This is a genomic window from Guyparkeria sp., assembly GCF_046545975.1.
Lineage (GTDB): Bacteria > Pseudomonadota > Gammaproteobacteria > Halothiobacillales > Halothiobacillaceae > Guyparkeria.
The window spans coordinates 1-20,003 of sequence record NZ_JBKGYT010000034.1 but is presented as its reverse complement, the minus strand read 5'-3'; the positions used below and the strand labels follow the sequence as shown (position 1 = coordinate 20,003).

Annotated in this window: 19 protein-coding genes and 2 tRNA genes; 5 read left to right on the top strand and 16 right to left on the bottom strand. The window is 65.5% G+C overall.

Features of this window, described 5'->3' with window-relative positions; all coding sequences use genetic code 11:
• The 6 genes from sufT to ACLFMY_RS04955 form a co-directional block, all read right to left on the bottom strand.
• Positions 1 to 546, bottom strand: a complete 546-nt coding sequence (gene sufT / locus ACLFMY_RS04980; protein ID WP_410763460.1) for a putative Fe-S cluster assembly protein SufT — start codon at positions 544 to 546, stop codon at positions 1 to 3.
• A gap of 20 nt (positions 547 to 566) precedes the next feature.
• A complete protein-coding gene (locus tag ACLFMY_RS04975; RefSeq protein WP_410763459.1) occupies positions 567 to 1,823 on the bottom strand; it encodes an aminotransferase class V-fold PLP-dependent enzyme in 1,257 nt (418 codons plus the stop codon).
• Entirely contained in the window at positions 1,823 to 3,112 is a 1,290-nt protein-coding gene (sufD, locus tag ACLFMY_RS04970; protein ID WP_410763458.1) for a Fe-S cluster assembly protein SufD, read from the bottom strand. Before sufD ends, ACLFMY_RS04975 begins: the two co-directional genes overlap by 1 nt.
• Positions 3,112 to 3,867 carry a Fe-S cluster assembly ATPase SufC gene (sufC, locus tag ACLFMY_RS04965; protein WP_410763457.1) on the bottom strand — a complete coding sequence of 252 codons (756 nt, stop codon included), beginning with the start codon at positions 3,865 to 3,867 and terminating at the stop codon, positions 3,112 to 3,114. The genes sufD and sufC overlap by 1 nt, the downstream gene beginning before the upstream one ends.
• A 27-nt stretch (positions 3,868 to 3,894) precedes the next feature.
• Positions 3,895 to 5,367 carry a Fe-S cluster assembly protein SufB gene (gene sufB / locus ACLFMY_RS04960; RefSeq protein WP_410763456.1) on the bottom strand — a complete coding sequence of 491 codons (1,473 nt, stop codon included), beginning with the start codon at positions 5,365 to 5,367 and terminating at the stop codon, positions 3,895 to 3,897.
• A gap of 64 nt (positions 5,368 to 5,431) precedes the next feature.
• Positions 5,432 to 5,956: an SUF system Fe-S cluster assembly regulator gene (locus ACLFMY_RS04955; RefSeq protein ID WP_410763455.1), complete on the bottom strand. Its 525-nt coding sequence runs from the start codon at positions 5,954 to 5,956 to the stop codon at positions 5,432 to 5,434.
• Positions 5,957 to 6,253: 297 nt separating this feature from the next.
• Here ACLFMY_RS04955 and miaB point away from each other — a divergent pair, with 297 nt between their 5' ends.
• The 5 genes from miaB to lnt all read left to right on the top strand — a co-directional run bounded on the left by miaB (position 6,254) and on the right by lnt (position 11,646).
• The gene (gene miaB, locus ACLFMY_RS04950; protein ID WP_410763461.1) at positions 6,254 to 7,648 is read left to right on the top strand and encodes a tRNA (N6-isopentenyl adenosine(37)-C2)-methylthiotransferase MiaB; all 1,395 of its coding nucleotides are present in this window, start codon (positions 6,254 to 6,256) and stop codon (positions 7,646 to 7,648) included.
• Positions 7,648 to 8,616 carry a PhoH family protein gene (locus tag ACLFMY_RS04945; protein WP_410763454.1) on the top strand — a complete coding sequence of 323 codons (969 nt, stop codon included), beginning with the start codon at positions 7,648 to 7,650 and terminating at the stop codon, positions 8,614 to 8,616. The genes miaB and ACLFMY_RS04945 overlap by 1 nt, the downstream gene beginning before the upstream one ends.
• A complete protein-coding gene (ybeY, locus tag ACLFMY_RS04940; protein ID WP_410763453.1) occupies positions 8,613 to 9,107 on the top strand; it encodes an rRNA maturation RNase YbeY in 495 nt (164 codons plus the stop codon). The genes ACLFMY_RS04945 and ybeY overlap by 4 nt, the downstream gene beginning before the upstream one ends.
• 90 nt (positions 9,108 to 9,197) lie before the next feature.
• On the top strand, positions 9,198 to 10,100 hold the full coding sequence (locus ACLFMY_RS04935; protein ID WP_410763451.1) for an HlyC/CorC family transporter: 903 nt from the start codon (positions 9,198 to 9,200) through the stop codon (positions 10,098 to 10,100).
• Positions 10,078 to 11,646: an apolipoprotein N-acyltransferase gene (gene lnt / locus ACLFMY_RS04930; RefSeq protein ID WP_410763450.1), complete on the top strand. Its 1,569-nt coding sequence runs from the start codon at positions 10,078 to 10,080 to the stop codon at positions 11,644 to 11,646. The genes ACLFMY_RS04935 and lnt overlap by 23 nt, the downstream gene beginning before the upstream one ends.
• Positions 11,647 to 11,730: 84 nt before the next feature.
• Here the strand turns inward: lnt and ACLFMY_RS04925 are convergent.
• From ACLFMY_RS04925 to ACLFMY_RS04880, 10 genes are all read right to left on the bottom strand, one after another.
• Positions 11,731 to 11,807 (bottom strand) — tRNA-Met (locus ACLFMY_RS04925).
• 70 nt (positions 11,808 to 11,877) lie between these two features.
• Positions 11,878 to 12,972, bottom strand: coding sequence for a redox-regulated ATPase YchF (gene ychF, locus ACLFMY_RS04920; RefSeq protein ID WP_410763449.1), 1,095 nt, complete (start codon positions 12,970 to 12,972; stop codon positions 11,878 to 11,880).
• Positions 12,973 to 13,050: 78 nt separating this feature from the next.
• A complete protein-coding gene (gene pth, locus ACLFMY_RS04915) occupies positions 13,051 to 13,635 on the bottom strand; it encodes an aminoacyl-tRNA hydrolase (protein WP_410763448.1) in 585 nt (194 codons plus the stop codon).
• A 120-nt stretch (positions 13,636 to 13,755) separates the two neighbouring features.
• The gene (locus ACLFMY_RS04910) at positions 13,756 to 14,406 is read right to left on the bottom strand and encodes a 50S ribosomal protein L25/general stress protein Ctc (protein WP_410763447.1); all 651 of its coding nucleotides are present in this window, start codon (positions 14,404 to 14,406) and stop codon (positions 13,756 to 13,758) included.
• 178 nt (positions 14,407 to 14,584) lie between these two features.
• Positions 14,585 to 15,544, bottom strand: a complete 960-nt coding sequence (locus ACLFMY_RS04905; RefSeq protein WP_410763446.1) for a ribose-phosphate diphosphokinase — start codon at positions 15,542 to 15,544, stop codon at positions 14,585 to 14,587.
• Between the two features lie 17 nt (positions 15,545 to 15,561).
• Positions 15,562 to 15,638: transfer RNA gene (locus ACLFMY_RS04900), tRNA-Gln, on the bottom strand.
• A gap of 50 nt (positions 15,639 to 15,688) precedes the next feature.
• Positions 15,689 to 16,660: a 4-(cytidine 5'-diphospho)-2-C-methyl-D-erythritol kinase gene (ispE, locus tag ACLFMY_RS04895; protein ID WP_410763445.1), complete on the bottom strand. Its 972-nt coding sequence runs from the start codon at positions 16,658 to 16,660 to the stop codon at positions 15,689 to 15,691.
• A complete protein-coding gene (gene lolB, locus ACLFMY_RS04890) occupies positions 16,657 to 17,325 on the bottom strand; it encodes a lipoprotein insertase outer membrane protein LolB (protein ID WP_410763444.1) in 669 nt (222 codons plus the stop codon). Before lolB ends, ispE begins: the two co-directional genes overlap by 4 nt.
• Before the next feature lie 62 nt (positions 17,326 to 17,387).
• Complete coding sequence (locus ACLFMY_RS04885) at positions 17,388 to 19,046, bottom strand: tetratricopeptide repeat protein (RefSeq protein WP_410763443.1); 1,659 nt, start codon at positions 19,044 to 19,046, stop codon at positions 17,388 to 17,390.
• A 386-nt stretch (positions 19,047 to 19,432) separates the two neighbouring features.
• Positions 19,433 to 19,927, bottom strand: coding sequence for a DUF6231 family protein (locus ACLFMY_RS04880; protein WP_410763442.1), 495 nt, complete (start codon positions 19,925 to 19,927; stop codon positions 19,433 to 19,435).
• Between the last annotated feature and the right edge of the window lie 76 nt (positions 19,928 to 20,003).

Sequence of the window (20,003 nt, the reverse complement as noted above, 5' to 3'; positions counted from 1 at the left end):
TCAGAACATGCCTGTCGCCAGGCGGGCTTCCTCGGACATCATCTCCTTGCTCCACGGCGGATCGAACACCAGTTCGACGGCCGCTTCCTCCACCGTGGGGATTTCCATGATGCGCTGATGGGCATCCGAGGCAATCACCCCGCCCATGCCGCAGCCCGGGGCGGTCAGGGTCATGTCCACCTCGACGCGACGACCGGAGACCGGCAGGCTTTCGACCTTGACCTTGTAGACCAGGCCGAGGTCGACGATGTTGATCGGGATCTCCGGGTCGAACACGCCCCGCAGCTGCTCCCAGACCATTTCCTCGACCTCCTTGTCGGAGGCGTTCTCGGGCAGCTCCGGCTGCGGGGGCGGCTCCTTGCCGAGCGCGTCCGCATCCTTGCCCTCCACGCGCAGCAGGTGGCCACGCGCCTTGATGGTGAAGCTCCCGCCGAGGGCCTGCATCAGTTCCACGGGCGTGTCCTTCGAGGCCAGCACCTTCTGCCCCGACGGGACCATGGTGCAGACCACGTCGCGCTTGAGTCGGATGCGTTCCATTGGTTCCACGCGGTTCTCTCCCCGTTTCGTCAGACGAGCATGTCGCGCACGCGCCTTACCGCGTCCACGAATCGGTCGATATCGTCAAAAGTGTTGTAGAAGGCGGCCGATGCCCTTGCGGTCCCGGTCAGGGCATTGAAGCGCTGCATCAGCGGCATGGCACAGTGGTGGCCGGTACGCACGGCAATCCCCATCGAGTCGAGCAGGGTGCCGATGTCGTGCGGGTGGGCCCCCTCGACCAGGAAGGAGACCACCGGCACCTTGTGTCGTGCCTGACCCACGATGGCAAGCCCCGGAATGGCCGAGAGCCCCTCGGTCATCCGTTCGAGCAGTGCCTGTTCGTGGCGCTCGATGGCCAGCCAGTCGAGCGAGTCCACCCACTCAAGCGCCGCGGCAAAGCCGATGGCACCCTCGATGTTGGGCGTGCCGGCCTCGAACTTCGACGGCGGCGCGGCAAAACGGATGCCGTCGAAGCGGACCTCCTCGATCATGTCGCCGCCACCGAGGAACGGCGGCAGGCGCTCGAACCAGTCGCCCCGGGCATAGAGCGCACCCACGCCACTCGGCCCGAAGACCTTGTGGCTGGAACAGGCATAGAAATCGCAGCCAAGTGCCTGGACGTCCACGGGGCCGTGCGGCAGGCCCTGGGCGCCGTCGACCAGCAGCGGCACCCCGCTTTCCCGGGTGATCTCGGCGACCCTACTAACCGGGTTGACCGTGCCCAGGGCATTGGAGACGTGGTTCACGGCCACCAGGCGGGTGCGTTCCGAGATGAGACCGGGCAGGGCGTCGATCTGCAGATCTCCCTGATCATCCGCCGGTATCACCTTGATCTCGATGCCCTTTCGCTCTTTCAGCATCAGCCACGGCACGATGTTGGCGTGATGCTCGAGCGTGCTTACGATCACCTCGTCGCCGGCCGACCAGTCGGCGGACAGCGAGTGTGCCAGCAGGTTGATCGCCTCGGTGACGCCGCGGACGAACACGATCTCGCGCTCCGAGCCGGCATTTAGTGACCGGGCGATACGCTCCCGCGCGCCCTCGAAGCGCTCGCTGGCACGGGCGGACAGCGTGTGCACGCCGCGGTGGATATTGGCGTTGTCGCGCTCGTAGAACTCGCGGATGGTGTCGATCACCACGCGTGGTTTCTGCGTGGTCGCGGCATTGTCCAGGTACACCAGCGGCTTGCCGTGCACCTCCTGGTCCAGCGCCGGGAACTGCGCGCGGATCGCCTCGGGCGAGAACGCCTCGACCCGGCGGCCGGCCTGTTGCGCCTGGTCAGCCATCAGCCTGCATGCATCCCGGTGCGGTCGGCCAGCACGGCCTCGACACGCTCGGTCAGCCAGTCGCGCAGGTCATCCATCGGAATCTCGTCGATGACCTCCTGGGCGAAACCGGCGATCAGCAGCGCACGGGCCTCCGTCAAGGGCACGCCACGGGTACGCAGGTAGAACAGGGACTCCTCGTCGAGCCGGCCGATGGTCGCGCCGTGCGAGCACTTGACGTCGTCGGCGTAGATCTCGAGCTCGGGCTTGGCGTCGATTTCGGCGTTGTCCGAGAGGATCAGGTTGTTGCTCGACTGGTACGCCTCGATCCGCTGCGCGTCCTGCTCGATCAGGATGCGGCCCTTGAACACACCACGGCCATGGCCGTCGGCGATGCTGCGGTAGTGCTCGTTGCTGGTGGTGTCAGCCGCGGCATGCGTGATGCGCGTGTGCGTGTCGAGCACCTGCCTGTCTCGCGGCATCATCAGGCCGATCAGGTCCGTGTGCGCGCCGGAGCCACCCACGTGGATGTCGTACTCGCGACGGATCACCTTGCCACCGAGCTGGACGTTGTAGCTGTGATAGCGGGCGTCCCGATCCAGCGAGGCGAAGCTGCGCTCCGTGGCCAGCCGCTCGTCGCCGTCCAGTCCCAGCGCGATGTGGGTGAGTGCGGCGTTGGCCGCGATGCTCGACACGATCACGCTGTTGCGCCAGGACGGCTTGTCGCCGACGGCCTCGATGTGCTCGACGACGGTGGCCGTCGCGCTCTCGCCGAGACGGACCAGAACGCGCGGATGGCTCATGGCCGACTCGGTCGCCCCGTCCAGCCACTCGATCACCACCGGGCGCTCGACCACGGCATTGGCCGCCACGTCAATGACCACGCCTTCGCGGGCCATGGCGGTGTTCAGTGTCACCAGGGCGTCGTTGGGGTTGTCCACGCTCGGCGCGGGTTTCGGCGAAAACGCCGCTTCGCGAGCCTCCGCGTCGGCATCCCGCAGCGCCACGATGGACAGCCCCTCGGGCAGGTCCCCCGGCACAGCCTCGAGGATGCCGTCGACGAAGCGCAGCCGGATCGGGTCCTCGAACGGCAGCCGGTTGGCCGGTTCGATGTCACCGCCGACACCTTCCGCCGGAGCGAAGTCGCCGCGCTGGATAGAGCGCAGGTTGGTCCAGCGCCACTCCTCGTCGCGCAGGCCGGGCAGGCCGAGGGTCTCGGCCTGCGCGCGTGCGGCCCGCGCGATCGATTCGGGCGCCACGGCCGTCTCCGGCATGGCCGTCTTGAGCCAGTCGGGAAGCGCCTTTCGCATCACGATGCCTCCTCGAGAATCTCCTGGTAACCCTCGGCTTCCAGGCGATGGGCGAGGGTCTTGTCCCCGGACTTGATGATCCGGCCGTTGTAGAGGACATGGACGAAGTCCGGCTCGACGTAGTTCAGGAGGCGCTGGTAGTGCGTGACCAGGATGATGCCGCGCTCCTCGCCGCGCATGCGGTTGATGCCCTCGGACACCACCTTGAGCGCGTCGATGTCGAGACCCGAATCGGTCTCGTCGAGCAGGGCGAGCTTCGGCTCGAGCAGCAGCATCTGCAGGATCTCGTTGCGCTTCTTCTCGCCGCCGGAGAAGCCGGCGTTCACGCCGCGGTGCAGGAAGGCATCGTCCATGTCCATGCTGGCGACCAGGTCGCGCACCTGCTTCATGAACGTGAAGGTGTCGACCTCGTCGAGACCCTGCGCCTCGCGCTTGGCGTTGAGCGCCTCTTTCAGCAGGTAGATGTTCTTCACGCCCGGGATCTCGACCGGGTGCTGGAAGCCGAGCAGCATGCCGGCCACGGCGCGTTCCTCGGTCTCCATCTCCAGGAGATCCTGTCCGTCGAAGGTGATGGTGCCTTGCGTGACCTCGTAGCCGTCGCGCCCGCCGAGCACGTGGCAGAGCGTGCTCTTGCCCGAGCCGTTCGGCCCCATGATGGCGTGGACCTCGCCGGCGTTGACGGTCAGGTCGATGCCCTTGAGGATCTCCTTGCCATCGATCTCGGCGTGCAGGTTCTTGATTTCGAGAAGTGCCATGTTCAAAAGCCTCTGTAAATTGTTCGGTTAACCCACGGATCCTTCGAGCGAAACGGCCAGCAGGGCCTGCGCCTCGACGGCGAACTCCATGGGCAGTTCGTTGAAGACGTCCTTGCAGAAGCCGCTGACGACCATGTTCATGGCGTCTTCCTCGGACAGGCCGCGCGAGCGCAGATAGAACATCTGGTCGTCGCTGACCTTGGAGGTGGTCGCCTCGTGCTCGAGTTGGGCACTGGCGTTCTTGGCCTCCACGTAGGGGAAGGTATGGGCGCCGCAGCGATCGCCGATCAGCAGCGAGTCGCACTGCGTGAAGTTGCGGGCGTCACGGGCGGTCTTGCCGATGTGTACCAGGCCGCGATAGGCGTTCTGGGAGCGCCCGGCCGAAATGCCCTTGGAGACGATCGTCGAGCGGGTGCGCTCGCCAAGGTGGATCATCTTGGTGCCCGAGTCGACCTGCTGGTAGTTGTTCGACACCGCCACCGAGTAGAACTCGCCCACCGAGTCGTTGCCCTTGAGGATGCAGCTCGGGTACTTCCAGGTGACCGCCGAGCCGGCCTCCACCTGGGTCCAGGTGATCTTCGAGCGGTCGCCGCGGCACTCGCCGCGCTTGGTGACGAAGTTGTAGATGCCGCCACGGCCTTCCTCGTCGCCCGGGTACCAGTTCTGCACGGTGGAGTACTTGATCTCGGCATCGTCCAGCGCGACCAGTTCGACCACCGCGGCGTGCAGCTGGTTCTCGTCACGCTGCGGGGCGGTGCAGCCTTCGAGGTAGCTGACCGAAGCGCCTTCCTCGGCGATGATCAGCGTGCGCTCGAACTGCCCCGTGTTGCGCGCGTTGATGCGGAAGTAGGTCGACAGCTCCATCGGGCACTTCACGCCCCTGGGCACGTAGACGAACGAGCCGTCGGAGAACACCGCGGAGTTCAGCGCGGCGAAGTAGTTGTCGCCCTGCGGCACCACGGTGCCGAGGTACTTCTTCACCAGCTCCGGATGGTTCTCGACCGCCTCGGAGAACGAGCAGAAGATCACGCCGGCCTCGGCGAGCTTCTCCTTGAAGGTGGTGGTGACCGAGACGGAGTCGAAGACCGCGTCGACGGCCACGTTCGCCCCCTTCACCCCGGCGAGTGCGGCGCGCTCGTGCAGCGGGATGCCGAGCTTCTCGTAGGTTTCCAGCAGCTTCGGGTCGACCTCGTCGAGCGACTCCGGCGCCTCGGCATCGAGTTCTTCCTGGCTCTTCGGCGCGGCGTAGTAGGAGAGCGCCTGGTAGTCGATCTTCGGATAATGGACGTGCGCCCACTCCGGCTCGTCCATCTTCTGCCACTGGCGGAAGGCTTCCAGGCGCCACTCGAGCATGAACGCCGGCTCGTTCTTCTTCGCGGAGATCATCCGCACGACGTCCTCGTCGAGGCCCGGCGGGATGATCTCCTGCTCGATGTCGGTCGTGAAACCGTACTTGTACTCGCGCTTGACGAGTTTCTCGAGTTCGTGGGTTTCGGTCATGTCAGTCTCACCTGCAGAGAAGATGTTCGCGACCGGGGGCAGGCTGCCCCCGGCAAGGTATTCATCACGTGGCGGTCCGGCCCCGGCCGGAAGGGACCTTGCCGGCGACCTGCCTGCCGTCCGTCGACCGCTCGTACCAGACCGGCACCTTGTCCGGCGCCTCCGGGCATTCCACCGGACGGCTCATGTCCGCCAGCGAGGTGGCGTCGAGCAGGGCATGCACTCCGCGGTTGATCGCTTCCCAGTGCGGACGGACGGCACAGTCGCCCTCCATCGCGCAGTCGTGATCCGGGCGGAAGCAGTCGGTCATGGCAATTGGACCGTCGATCGCCTCGATGATTTCGGCGAGGCTGATGGCTTCCGCTGGTCGGGCGAGGAAGTATCCCCCGCTGCGCCCCTGCCGGGAATGCACGATGCCCTGCCCGTGGAGCAGCTTGAGCAGCTTGCCGACGGTCGGCATGTTGATCCCGGTGCGCTCGGCCAGCGCGCGTGCATTAGCCCGATGCTGGCCCGGTTCGGTTTCCGAGTCGCTTGCCAGCGCCGTCAGTAGCACGATTGCATAGTCGCTCAGCCGGCTGATTTTCAGCATGTGGCCTCCCGGCGCGTTCAGATGCCGTCGACCGGGGGCTCGGGGCACGAATACCCCGCCGCCGCGGTCGGTTATAGGTTATAAAAGTACTAAACCGGTACGGTTTTTTCAAGCATCTCCGCGGATGGCCCTCCACCGCACTCGCGCCCGGTCCGTTTTCAACGGGAAGGGAAGGGCTTAACCCCTTGTCCCGGCTTCGTTTTGGCGGGGAAATCTGCTATCTTTCGATCCCTTTTTCAATGCCGGATTGACGAGGAACTCGTTGACGTGACCAACAACGCCAGCACGCAGACATCCATGCCGGGCACCGGGGAACCGGCCAAGCGCCTGTTCATCAAGACCTGGGGCTGCCAGATGAACGAGTACGACTCGGCCAAGATGGCCGACGTGCTCGGCGTCTCCAGTGGCTTCCAGCCGGTCGAGGACCCCGCCGATGCCGACGTGATCCTGCTCAACACCTGCTCGATTCGAGAGAAGGCGCAGGAGAAGGTCTTCTCCCAGCTCGGCCAGTGGCGGCCGCTCAAGGAGAAGAACCCGGATCTGGTCATCGGCGTGGGCGGTTGCGTGGCCAGCCAGGAAGGCGAGGCGATCCGCGAGCGCGCCCCCTTCGTCGACATCGTCTTCGGTCCGCAGACGTTGCACCGGCTGCCGGAGATGGTGGCGGTGGTCGAGGCTGAGCGAAAGCCGGTGGTCGATATCTCCTTCCCGGAGATCGAGAAGTTCGACAACCTGCCGGACCCGCGGGCCGACGGCCCGGTGGCGTTCGTCTCGATCATGGAAGGCTGCTCGAAGTACTGCACCTTCTGCGTGGTGCCCTATACCCGCGGCGAGGAGATATCTCGGCCGTTCGACGACGTGGTCGCCGAGGTGGCGGACCTGGCGGAGCAGGGCGTGCGCGAGGTCAACCTGCTGGGGCAGAACGTCAATGCCTACCAGGGGCCGATGCACGACGGGCAGACGGCGGATCTCGCGCTGCTGATCGAGGTGATCGCGCAGATCGAGGGCATCGACCGCATCCGCTTTACCACCTCGCACCCGGTGGAGTTCACCGATCGACTGATCGAGGCCTACCGGAACGTGCCGGAGCTGGCGAGCTTCCTGCACCTGCCGGTCCAGTCAGGTTCCGACCGCGTGCTGGCGCTGATGAAGCGCGGCCACACCGCGATGGAATACAAGTCCAAGATCCGGAAGCTGCGTGAAGCACGGCCGGGCATCTCGATTTCGTCCGACTTCATCGTCGGCTTTCCCGGCGAGACGGAGGACGACTTCGAGCGCACCATGAAGCTGATCGAGGACATCGGCTTCGACCACTCGTTCTCCTTCGTCTACAGCGCGCGTCCCGGCACCCCGGCGTCGAACCTCCCCGACGACCAGCCGGAGTCGATCAAGAAGGAACGGCTCAAGCGCCTGCAGGCACGCATCAGCGAGTTCGAACGCGAGATCTCCGAGTCCATGCTCGGCAGCACCCAGACCGTGCTGGTGCAGGGGCCGTCGAAGAAGGACCCGAACGAGCTGATGGGCAAGACCGAGAACAATCGCAGCGTCATCTTCCGCGGCCGGCCGGGGCTGGTGGGGCTGTTCGTCGATCTCGAGATCACGCAGGTCAATCCGAACTCGCTGCGCGGTGAGTTCGTCGACATTCATCCCACGGACCGCGAACGCGCCCGGGCGCGCAACCTGGTGGCCGCGTAATGACCGATACTGGCGCCGAACGACTGGAATTCGCCCTGGAACCGGCCGACAACGAGCGGCTGGCGAACCTGGCAGGCAGCTTCGACGAGCACCTGCGGATGATCGAGCGCCGGCTGGGCGTGGAGATCAACCACCGGGGCAACCTGTTTGCCGTGATCGGCCCGTCGGCCGTCGCGGGGCAGGTGGAAACGCTGCTGGCCGATCTCTACCGGCTCAGCGAGACCCAGACGATCGATCCCGAGCGGGTCAATCTGGGCATGCAGGAGGCGGGGATGGAGGAAGAGCCGCCCCCGCCCGGCGACGAGGTGCTGATCAAGACCCTGCGCGGCATCGTCCGCGGTCGGGGCAACCGCCAGGTGCAGTACCTGCGCGCGATCAACCGATTCGACCTGAACTTCGGCATCGGTCCGGCGGGGACGGGCAAGACCTATCTCGCCGTGGCGAGCGCGATCGATGCCTTCGAGCGCGGCCAGGTCCAGCGCATCGTGCTGGTTCGTCCGGCGGTCGAGGCCGGCGAGAAGCTCGGTTTCCTGCCCGGTGATCTGGCGCAGAAGATCGATCCGTACCTGCGGCCGATGTACGACGCGCTCTACGAGATGATGGGCTTCGACAAGGTCAACCGGCTGATCGAGCGCAACGTGATCGAGGTCGCGCCGCTGGCGTTCATGCGCGGCCGGACGCTCAACGAGTCGTTCGTCATCCTCGACGAGGCGCAGAACACCACCATCGAGCAGATGAAGATGTTCCTCACCCGGATCGGCTTCGGTACCACGGCGGTGGTCACGGGCGACATCACCCAGATCGACCTTCCCAAGGGCGTGACCTCCGGTCTGCGGCACGCCATCGACATGCTCAGCGAGGTCGAGGGCGTCGAGTTCACCTTCTTCCAGAGCCGTGACGTGGTACGCCACCCGTTGGTCAAGCGCATCATCGATGCCTACGAGAGCCGGGGCGGCGTTTCCCGATGAGCCCGGACGCCACGGTGGTGATCGACCGTCAGCGGGTGACGGACCGTTCCTGTCCGTCACGCGGCATGCTGGAACGCTGGGTCGCCGAGACGCTGGCGCGGGCGCCCGTAGCGCCTGCGGGGGGAGCCGAGGTCACCGTCCGGTACGTGGAGCCGGAGGAAAGCCAGTCGCTCAACGCGCAGTTCCGGCATCGCGATAGGCCCACCAATGTGCTGTCCTTTCCCTCGGTGGACGATCCGGCAGACCTGGTGGCGGTCGACGATCCGTCGGGCATCCCGTATCTGGGCGATCTGGTCATATGCAACCGGGTGGTCGAGGCCGAGGCCGGCGAGCAGGGCAAATCCGCCCGCGCGCACCACGCCCACATGGTGGTCCATGGGATTTTGCACCTGTTGGGCTATGATCACCTCACCGAGGAAGAAGCCGAGCGCATGGAATCCATCGAGGTGGACGTGCTGCAGTCACTCGGCTATTCCGACCCCTACGCCTGAACCGGTATCCCGGTCATTGAAGAGAACTCTCTCCTTTGTCCGGCAGCTGCCTGTTATTTCCTACGAAACCTACCGCGAACCAAGTATTCAATGGAAGACGAACCTCCCAGTACGGACTCGAAACGCGAGTCCCTGTGGCAACGCCTGAAGAACCGTCTCTGCCCCTGTCGGATCCGTTCGGTCGAGCAGACGAAGCATCTGGTGCGACATGCGGCGGACGCCGAGGTGTTCCCGGTATCCACCGCCGGCCTGATCGATTCGGTGCTCGACTTTCACGAACTGCGCGTGCGGGACGTGATGGTGCCCCGCGGGCAGATGGACGTGATCGAGGACAGCGCTACGCTGTCGGACATCCTGTCGGCCGCGATCGAGTCCGGCCATTCCCGCTACCCGGTGATCCGCGCCAACCGCGACGAGGTGATCGGCATCCTGCTGATCAAGGAACTGATGCGCTTCTTCGCGGATCGCGAGGAAGGTGGCGACAGCGAGACGTTCGACCTGCTTGCGCTGGTACGCACCCCGATGTTCGTTCCCGAGAGCAAGCGCCTGGATGCGCTTCTTGCGGAATTCCGGCTCACGCGCACGCACATGGCCATCGTGCTCGACGAGTTCGGCGGCGTGGCCGGTCTGGTGACCATCGAGGACGTGCTCGAGGAGATCGTCGGCGACATCGACGACGAGTTCGATGTCGAGGAACGCGTCAACATTCGCCAGCAGGCCCCTCGGCGGCATACGGTGCGGGCATTGACTCCCATCAGCGAGTTCAACGCGGCCTTCGGCACGGACTTCTCCGACGACGAGTACGACACCATTGGCGGTCTCGTCTCGAATACCCTCGGGCACCTCCCGCGTCGCGGCGAGGTCGCGCGACTGGGTTCCTACGAGTTCAAGGTGCTCGGCGCCGACCGGCGCCGGCTGCATCTCCTGCTGGTGACCAAGCTGGACTTCGAACCCACGGAAGAGGGCAGTGATGACGAGTCCGAGGGCCAGTAGCGCACCGGGACGGGCCTACGGGACGTGGCTTTCGCGCTGGTGGCGCAGCCTGGCCTCCCTGCTGGCCGGGGCCACCCTGGTACTGGCGTTCGCGCCCTTCGCGTTCTGGCCGGCCGCCATCGTCGCGCCGGTCATCCTCCTTGTACTGATCCACCGACAGACACCGGGTCGAGCGTTCCGCCTCGGCTGGTGGTTCGGCGTGGGCCAGTTCGGCCTCGGGGTGAGCTGGGTCTACGAGAGCTTCACCCTCTTTGGCGGGATCGTGGCGCCCGCCGCGGCAGGGGTGACGGCATTGTTCGTCATGGTGTTGGCGTTCTACCCCGCCATCGCCTGCTGGCTGGCCGCCCGGGTCGCGGGTGCCGGTGGTGGCCGCAGGGCCTGGTCGGCCGCCTTCCTGGCCAGCTGGGTGCTGGTCGAGGCGTTGCGAGCCTGGCTGTTCGGCGGCTTTCCCTGGCTCAACCTCGGCATCAGTCAGGTCGACGGTCCCTTGGTCGGCTGGCTGCCGCTCGTCGGCGAGTACGGGGTGACGGCTCTTGTCCTGGCCCTGGGACTGCTTGCCTGGTGGGCGGTCGATGCCCTGCGAGTGCGGCCGCGTGAGGTCGCCGGCTGGCTGGTGCCACTGGCGGTGCTGATGCTCCTGCCCATCGTCTCGCTGCCGCTCAAGGGGCTCGACTGGACTCGTCCCTCGGACGAGCCGATCCGAGTGGGCCTGGCGCAGGGAAACGTCGCCCAGATGCAGAAGTTCGATCCCGAATTCTTCAACCGGACGATCGCCATCTACCGTGGGTTGACCGATTCCATGCCTGCCGTCGACCTGGTCATCTGGCCGGAAACCGCCATCCCGCGCGTGATCCAGGAGCTGCCCGGCCTGCGCGCCGAGCTCGAGGAGAAGGCCGAGGCGGAGGGCTATCGCATGCTGATCGGCACGTTCAGTCGTGACGCCGAGGGACGCAACTACAACGCACTGATCGGCGTGCCCGAGTCCATGGGTGAATATCGCAAGCGTCACCTGGTGCCGTTTGGCGAGTATTTCCCGCTGCGCGGACTGATCGAGAGGATGCCGTGGCTGTTCGAGGTGCCGATGTCCGATCTCAGCCCTGGGCGCGGAGACCAGGCGCCGCTGCGTGTCGGCGAGATCGAGCTCGGCGGGTCCATCTGCTTCGAGGCGGACTTTTCCCGCGATATCCGGGCCTCCCTGCCGAATGCCGATGTGCTCGTGACCGTGTCGAACGACTCCTGGTTCGGCGACAGCTTCTCGCCCCATCAGCACCTGCAGATGGCGCGAGCCCGGTCGATCGAGTTCCGGCGCCCCCTTGTCCGTGCGACGAATACCGGTATCTCGGCGGTCATCGACGAGCGTGGCGGGGTAGTGCAGTCGCTGCCGACGGGCGAGCGCGGGGTCCTCGTCGAGACGATCGTGCCGCGGGACGGCAGTACCCCACTGGCCCGTTACGGAGCGTGGCCGGTCATCGTCGTGATGACCATCCTGCTGCTCGGACTGTACGGCGCGGGTCGCCTGCGACGTGCCGGCGCGAAGCGGCCCTGAAGGCCGCGCTTTCACGGCCTGACAAACGAAAAACCCCCGTCCGGTGGACGGGGGTTTGACGGTTCCGGCTATCCGGACATGTGCTGGTGGCTATGGGTGGATTCGAACCACCGACTCCGGCATTATGAGTGCCGTGCTCTAACCAGCTGAGCTACATAGCCAAGCGAGGCGCGCATTATCGGGAACCCGTGGGGTCCTGTCAACCCCGTTTGCGCGCCTTTTGCGGGTTTTCTACACGTTGAAGCGGAAGTGGACGACGTCGCCTTCCTGCATGACGTAGTCCTTGCCCTCCAGGCGAGCCTTCCCGGCTTCCTTGGCGCCTTTTTCGCCGCCGCAGGCGATGAAGTCCTCGTAGGAGATCACCTCGGCGCGGATGAAGCCCTTCTCGAAGTCGGTGTGGATCACGCCGGCGGCCTGGGGAGCGGTCATGCCGCGCTTGATCGTCCAGGCACGCACTTCCTTGACCCCGGCGGTGAAGTAGGTCTGCAGGCCGAGCAGTTCGTAGCCCGCGCGGATCACGCGGTCGAGCCCCGGTTCCTCCAGGCCCATCTCCTCGAGGAACATGGCCTTGTCCTCGCCCTCGAGGTCGATAAGCTCGGCCTCGGTGGTGGCGCAGACCGGCACGACCATGGCGTCTTCCTGCTCGCCGATCGCGCGAACCTGATCGAGCAGGGGGTTGTTCTCGAAGCCGTTCTCGTCGACGTTCGCAATGAACATCAGCGGCTTGGCGGTCAGCAGGTGCAGGTCGTGGAGGAGGGCGAGCTTCTCCGGGTCGAGCTTCATGCTACGCACCGAGTGGCCTTCATCGAGCACTTCGGCGACCTGCTTGACCAGCTCGAGCTTCGCGGCCGCGTCCTTGTTCTGCCCGGACTTGGTCTGCTTGGTGAGCCGCTCGACGGCCTTCTGCACCGTGTCGAGGTCGGCCAGTGCCAGCTCGGTGTTGATCACCTCGATGTCGGCGGCCGGGTCGACCTTGCCGGCCACGTGGACGACGTCATCGTTGGCGAAGCAGCGCACGACCTGGGCGATGGCGTCGGTCTCGCGGATGTTTGCCAGGAACTGGTTGCCCAGCCCTTCGCCCTTGGAGGCGCCGGCCACGAGTCCCGCGATGTCGACGAACTCCATGCTGGTCGGAATGACCCGCTCGGGCTTGACGATCTCCGCGAGCTTGTCGAGGCGGGGGTCCGGCACCGCGACCACGCCGACGTTCGGCTCGATGGTGCAGAAGGGATAGTTGGCCGCCTGGATGCCGGCCTTCGTCAAAGCATTGAACAGGGTGGACTTGCCGACGTTCGGCAGGCCCACGATGCCACAGTTGAAACCCATAGGGACTCCGTTTCATTGTTGCGGGGCCGCGGCCGGTGAGGCGGCGTGCCCACGTCGGGATATGCGCGACCGAACGGTTCAGTTCGCCGGTCGATAGCTGTTGATCGATTGCATGAGATCCGGCTCGTCGGCCCGGACCAGGTCCGGAGCGAGGTGGCGGACCTCAATCAGGCAGTCGTCGACGAGCTTGCGCTCGTCCTTCGGGGCCCTGGTCAGCACGTAGCCCACCACGGCATCCCGGTGCCCCGGGTGCCCGATGCCGATCCGCAGCCGCCAGAAGTCGGCACTGCCGAGCGCGGCCTGGATGTCCTTGAGACCGTTGTGGCCGCCATGACCACCGCCGCGCTTGAGCCGCATCCGGCCCGGTGGGAGATCGAGCTCGTCATGTATCACCAGGATCTCCTCGGGGGCGATCTTGAAGAAGTTCGCCAGGGGCCCGACGGATTGACCGGACCGGTTCATGAACGTCGCCGGCTTGAGCAGGCGCAGGTCCGTTCCGTCGACCGGCACGCGGGCGACCGCACCGCTGAACTTGCGCTCCTCGGTCCATCGCCCGCCGAGCGCCTCGGCGATCGCATCGACTGCCCAGAAGCCGGCATTGTGTCGAGTGTCGTCGTATTTCTGCCCGGGGTTGCCCAGACCCACAATCAGCTTGATAGTCATGGGCGCGGATTATCGCACAGGGAACCGGCGCCGTGCGCGCCGGCGGTTACCCGGTCTCGCCGCAATGAAAAAGCCCCGGCCTGGCCGGCCGGGGCTTTGCTCGTCGATGCGGGGCAGGGATCAGGCTTCTTCGCCGGATGCCTCTTCGCCGCCTTCTTCGCCCGCTTCCTCTTCGGCCGACCTGTCGACCTTCGGCGGGTGGATCGCCACGACAGCGACGTCATGCTCTTCGCCCAGGGCCAGCTCCGGGATGCTGATGCCCTCGGGGAGCGTGATCTGACTCAGGTGGATCGATTCGTTGACGTCCAGGTCGCTCAGGTCGACGGTGAGATACTCCGGCAGCTGGCGCGGGAGACACTCGATCTCGATCTCGTTGTGAATGACGCTGATCACGCCGCCGGCCTTGGCGCCCTTGCTCTCTTCACGGTTGTCGAAGTGCAGCGGGACGTGCATGCGCATCTTCTGACCACGCGTGATGCGCTGGAAGTCGGCGTGCAGCACGACCGTCGTCTTGTACGGGTGACGGTGCAGGTCACGCAGCACGACCTCGTCGGTCTCGCCGCCCACGGTGAGCTCCAGGATATGCGAGAAGAACGCCTCGTGATCGAGGTGCTTCAGGAGCTCGTTGTGGTTGATGGTGATCGGCTGAGGCTCCTTGTTGCCCCCATAGACGATCGCCGGGATGTTCCCTTCGCGACGCAGGCGGCGGCTCGCACCCTTCCCCTGATCTTCGCGAACGGACGCTTCGATCTTGAACGTTTCTACAGACATGATTTCGTCCACTCCAGAAATAAAAAAACCGCCGGACGACCCGGTCGGGCCGGATGCCGGCGTGTGGTTCCGGTTGCAGCCCGCGACCAAGCCACAACCAACACGCGCCGCCCGGTGTGTCGAGCGGCGCGCAGATTGTACCGGAACGGGCCCCGATGCGGAAGGGGGCGGGGCGGGATCAGTCGTCGGTGTAGAGCGAGCTGACCGACTCGTCGGTGTGAATCCGGCGGATGGTTTCCGCGAGCATGCCGGCCACGGAGAGCACGCGAATCCGGTCACACTGCTCGGCCTCGGGCCGGAGCGGAACGGTGTCGGTGATCACGAGTTCGTCGAGGGAGGAGGCGTTGATGTTCTCGATCGCCTTGCCGGACAGGATCGGGTGGGTGGCGTAGGCCACCACCTTGCGGGCCCCGTGGTTCTTCAGCGCGTCCGCGGCCTTGCACAGGGTACCGGCGGTGTCGACCATGTCGTCGACCAGCACGCAGGTCTTGCCCTCGACCTCGCCGATGATGTGCATCACCTGGGAGACGTTGGCCCGCGGGCGTCGCTTGTCGATGATGGCGAGGTCCGCGTCGTCCAGACGCTTGGCCACCGCCCGCGCCCGCACCACGCCGCCGACGTCGGGCGAGACGACGATCAGGTCGTCGTACTTCTGTCGCCAGATGTCGCCCAGCAGGATGGGGGAGGCGTAGACGTTGTCCACGGGGATGTCGAAGAACCCCTGGATCTGGTCGGCGTGCAGGTCCACGGTCAGGATCCGGTCGACGCCACCGCTCTGCAGCATGTTGGCGACGACTTTCGCGCTGATCGGCACGCGGGAGGAGCGGACGCGACGGTCCTGGCGGGAATAGCCGAAGTAGGGGATGACCGCGGTGATGCGGTGGGCGGATGCTCGACGGAGGGCGTCCGTCATGAGCATCAGTTCCATGATGTGATCGTTCGTCGGATCGCAGGTGGGCTGGATCACGAAGACGTCACGACCACGGACGTTCTCGAGGATCTCGACGGCGGATTCACCGTCCGAGAAGTGCGCTACCGATGCCTGTCCTAGCTGGCTGTCCAGACTTTCCGCAACCCGCTCGGCCAGTGGCCGATTGGCGTTGCCCGTAAAGACCATCAAGGATCGTGTAAATGACATCGGTCTCGCCGGTAATTTGGCTGGGCCGGCAGGATTCGAACCTGCGAATGCCGGAATCAAAATCCGGTGCCTTAACCAGCTTGGCGACGGCCCATTCGAAAGAGGTGCGTATCCTAACCAAGGGATCGGCGTTTGCCAAGGCCTTCAGACAGATTTTTTGCCTGGACTTGCCGCCCGGTCGCTAACTGGCTGATTTTCCGTTTTCGCGATCGGCGAAACGAAGAAACGGCGCAGTTGCGGGTGGTGTTCGGCCAGGTCTCGTCCGATCCGCTCGCCCTGGTCGCGGCTGTCCACCGGCGCGAACAGGCAGGAGCCGGAGCCCGTCATCCGTGCGAACCCGGCCTCATCCCGCAGGTCCCGAAGCAGGGCGGCCAAGGCGGGATGGCGGGCGGTGACGACCGGCTCGAAGGCGTTGCCCGCCTCGCGCCAGTGTTCAAGCATGCCGGCATCGTCGAGCTTGGGGGAGTCCCGACGCAGGTCGGGGGCGGCGTACAGGCTGGCCGTGTCCACGGGCATGTCCGGCACGAGGACGAGGTATTGCCGTGGACCGCCGGGCACCTCCACGGCACGGGTCCGTTCGCCGATACCGTGGGCCATCGCGCTGCGTGCGCGAATGAACACCGGAACGTCGGCACCGAGACGGAGCGCCACGGCTTCGAGCTCGCCGGCCGACATCTGCACGTTCCAGAGCCGGTTGAGCCGGTTGAGCAGGCAGGCGGAACTCGCCGATCCTCCGCCCAGTCCTCCGCCGACCGGTACGTTCTTGCGCAGCCTGATGCTCGCACCCAGGCGGGCCGCGTCGTCCGAGGTCAGCCGTCCGGATGCCACGGCCGCTTCCTTGAGTGCCATGGCCGCGCGGAAGAGCAGGTCGTCATCCGCGTGCTCCGGTCGCCCCCCGGTGTCCTCGTCACCCGCCGTCCAGGCAACCTGAACCCGGCCGGAGCGATCGGCGTCGACTCGCAGCTCGTCCCCGTACTCCAGCAGCTGGAAGTAGGTCTGCAGGTCGTGGAACCCGTTCGCCCGGCGGCCGTTGATGTGCAGGAAGAGGTTGAGCTTGCAGCCGGCCATCAGCCAGCCGGTGTCCCCCCCGGCGTGATCACGGGCACAGTCGATCATGGATCGCTCGCCTCGAGCAGCCAGCGGTCGATCACCAGCCGGATGCGCACATCCTCGTTCTTCATCTCGATGAAGTGGGGCAGGGCGACCGTTTCCGAAACGTCACGGTATCTTTCGTAGCTCAGCTCCCAGTCGGCCTCCGACAGCCTGACGAGTCTGCCCTCGTCGTCGAGGCGAAAGTCGCCGTCTCTCAGCTCGGCCAAGGGTTCGGTGGGCAGGCCTCGTACCCAGCGTTGCAGTCGGTCCAGCGGAACGCGCCAGCCGGTCTGTTCTTCGAGCAGGGCCACCGGGTCGGAAGAAACCCGGCTGTTGCCCTTGCCGTCGGTGATCAGCATCCGTTCCGCTGTTCCCGTCAGGGAGATCTGTCCGGTGTCGAACGGCCCGCGCAGGCTCAGGGCGGAGACGGGACCGACCTGCGTCCAGTCCAGGCTTCCGCTGCCCCCGGTCACCCCGGTACGTACCGCGGCGCGGGACTCGAACTCCCAGTCGTTCAGCGCCTCGATGTGCTGACGATGCTCGTCCCAGGCCGTGAGCTGCTCCGTGGAGGGCGGCTCGTCCCGGTCATCACGGTCGAGCAGGGCGGCACACCCCGACAGCAGAAGCAAGACGAGGGTCAGGGCGATCGCGGCGGGAAGACGGAGGAACAGCGGGGCAGGGAGAGTCATCGTCGGCTTCGTGGAATCCTTTCTGTGAGCAGGGTTGCGATCGTGAACCGCTCGATGGCGGCTCACTCGTTATCGGCGGGCAGCAGCTCGGGCGCGTAGCGGCGGAGCGTCTCGAGCAGCGTGCTGTCACCGGGGTTGAGCTCGAGGGACTCCTCCCAGATCTCGATGGCACGGTCGCGCTCGTCTTTTTCCCACAGCACCTCGCCGAGGTGCGCGCCGATCTCGGCATTCGGCGACTGGCGGTAGGCGTTCTCGAGCGCGGCCTGTGCCTCGTCCAGCTTGCCCTGGCGGTACTTGAGCCAGCCCAGGCTGTCCATGTAGGCGGCGTTGCCGGGGTCGATCTGCAGCGCCTGGCCGATCAGTCTTTCCGCCTCGTCCAGGTCGCGGTCCAGGTCGGCCAGCGTGTAGCCGAGCGCATTGAGCGCCGCGGCATGTTCCGGTTCCCGTTCGATGATGGTCCGCAGCACGTCGATCGCAAGATCTTGCTCGTCAAGGGCAAAGAGGCTCATTGCCTTCTGCAAACGGAAGTCGTTGGCATCGGGCCAGGCGTCGATTGCCCGGTTGGCCACCTCGAGGCTGCGTTCGAATTGCCCGATCTCGGCCAGGGTCGAGGAAAGTGCCAGCGTCAGCTGTTGCTGGTCGGACTCGTCGATGGCGTCGTGGCGGAGCGCGCTGCGAAGGCCCTCGACGGCCGCCTCGTCATCCCCCGCGCTTACGCGGGCTCCGGCGAGCAGCACCTGTGCGTTGGCGTACTGTTCGCTTTCGACACTGACCTGGGAAAGGGCCTGCCGTGCTGCTGCCTGGTCACCTTCCTGCAGCGCGACGCGGCCACGGATCAGGTGCACCATGTCGGACTGGCCGGGAATCCGGGTAAGCCTGTCGAGCGCCCGGGTCGCCAGATCCGGCCGTTCGAGCTCGTAGCTGAGCAGGGCGAGGTTGCGCAGGGTTTCGGGGTCCCGTTCGCCCGATTCGAGTGCCGTGTCGATCAGCGACGCCGCGGCTGAGGTTTCGCCGGCCGCGATGCGGGCCTCTATCAGCCCGCTCAGGTAGCGACTTTCCTCCGGGAAGCGCGCGTGTGCCTGTTCCAGGATGGCCAGCGCATGATCGACGTCTCCCTGGCGGTTGGCGATGACCATGGCGAGGTCGTAGCTCAGCGTCTGGTCCGGGCCCAGCTCCAGTGCACGATCGGCCGCCTCGCGGGCCATGGACATCTCGCCGAAGGACATCCCCAGTTTTGCCACCATGATCTGTGCATCGTACTGCCGGGGAAAGCGCTCGGCGAGGTGGCGGGTGTAGGTGATGGCCCGCTCGCGGTCGAGACTGCGCTGCAGGTACTGGCCGACCTCGTTGAAGATCTGGCGGGCGTTGCCGGTATCCGACTCCAGCCACTTGTTGAGCGCCCGATCGGCCTTGTCGGTCTGGTCAAGTTCCAGCGCCGAGATCATCAACACGGCCGCGGCACGGGGGTTGTCCGGGTCAATGCTTTCCAGGTGGCTGGCAAGCACCTGGGCCAGGTCGAACCGATCGGCGAAGATGGCGACCTGGATGGCACGCTCGAGCAGATCGGGTTGGCGGATTTCACTGGCGACGCTCGCGTAGTGGTCCGCCGCGAGGTCGTATTGCTTGTGCCGACCGTAGAACTCGGCAGCGAGGATCCGATAGACCGTGCTGTCCTCGGAGGAGGACTCGGTAGAAGCTGCACGCTGATTGGCGACGCTCATGAACTCCATGTCCGGAACACCGTTTCCGAACGCCTGGTCGTCCTGCGGATTGAGCGCGCATCCCGAGCCGATGGACAGGAGGCCCAGGCCGAAAATCACTGGGAAGGCTGGAGTCAATCGCATACGGGACCTGTCGAATCGTGGTGTTGCATCGGTTACCGGGGTCAGTGTACCGCGGTGTCGGGGATAGAGGGACGTGGCTGACGATTGTAGTGCAAAACCACGGCAGGCCGCTCGGGGTCACCGCGGCACCGCAAGTGTCGTGTAATATATATTATGTTAAATGTGGCATGCGTGTTCTCGCCGACTGCCGCTCAAGTCTTGCCGCAGGCTGCCCAAACCGCAGGCGAGATCACGCGGACGTACCGCTCTATTCCCCGAACGCCTCACCAGCGGTACTTGTCCCAGAGTTCCGGATTGGCCCAGTTCCTCGGATTGAGCCAATCAGGTGTCTGCTTGTAGTCGTGGATGTCGAACTGGTACACGGGATCGTCAGGGCTCGACGCCTTGTAACCGAGCGCGATCATCTTCATTCGGTCGTCGACCGATTCGTGCAGATAGACGATTACCGGGCGGTTGCCACGGTCCCGAAGGCTCGCCAGCAGCTGCGACAGGATCGGCGCCCATTCATCGACATCGATCACGACGTCGACGACATCGCCATCGGGAAGCTCGTTTCCCGCCATGGCCGGCTCGACCAGCTCGCGGCCACCGTTGTCGTGCTCGGAAACGATTTCGTCACCGACGAGAATCGTGATCCTGGCCGCGCCGGGACGGAGTTCTTCACAGGCAATCAGACGGTTGTCCGGTTCGTCCAGTCCATCCCGGGCCTGGTGGTCGAGGACCAGGACACGTGGTGATGCGGTTTTTTTTGCGTTCACTGTTGACAGCACCTCTCGAGATTCCTAATATGCGCCGCGTTGCCCAGGTGGCGGAACTGGTAGACGCGCTAGTTTC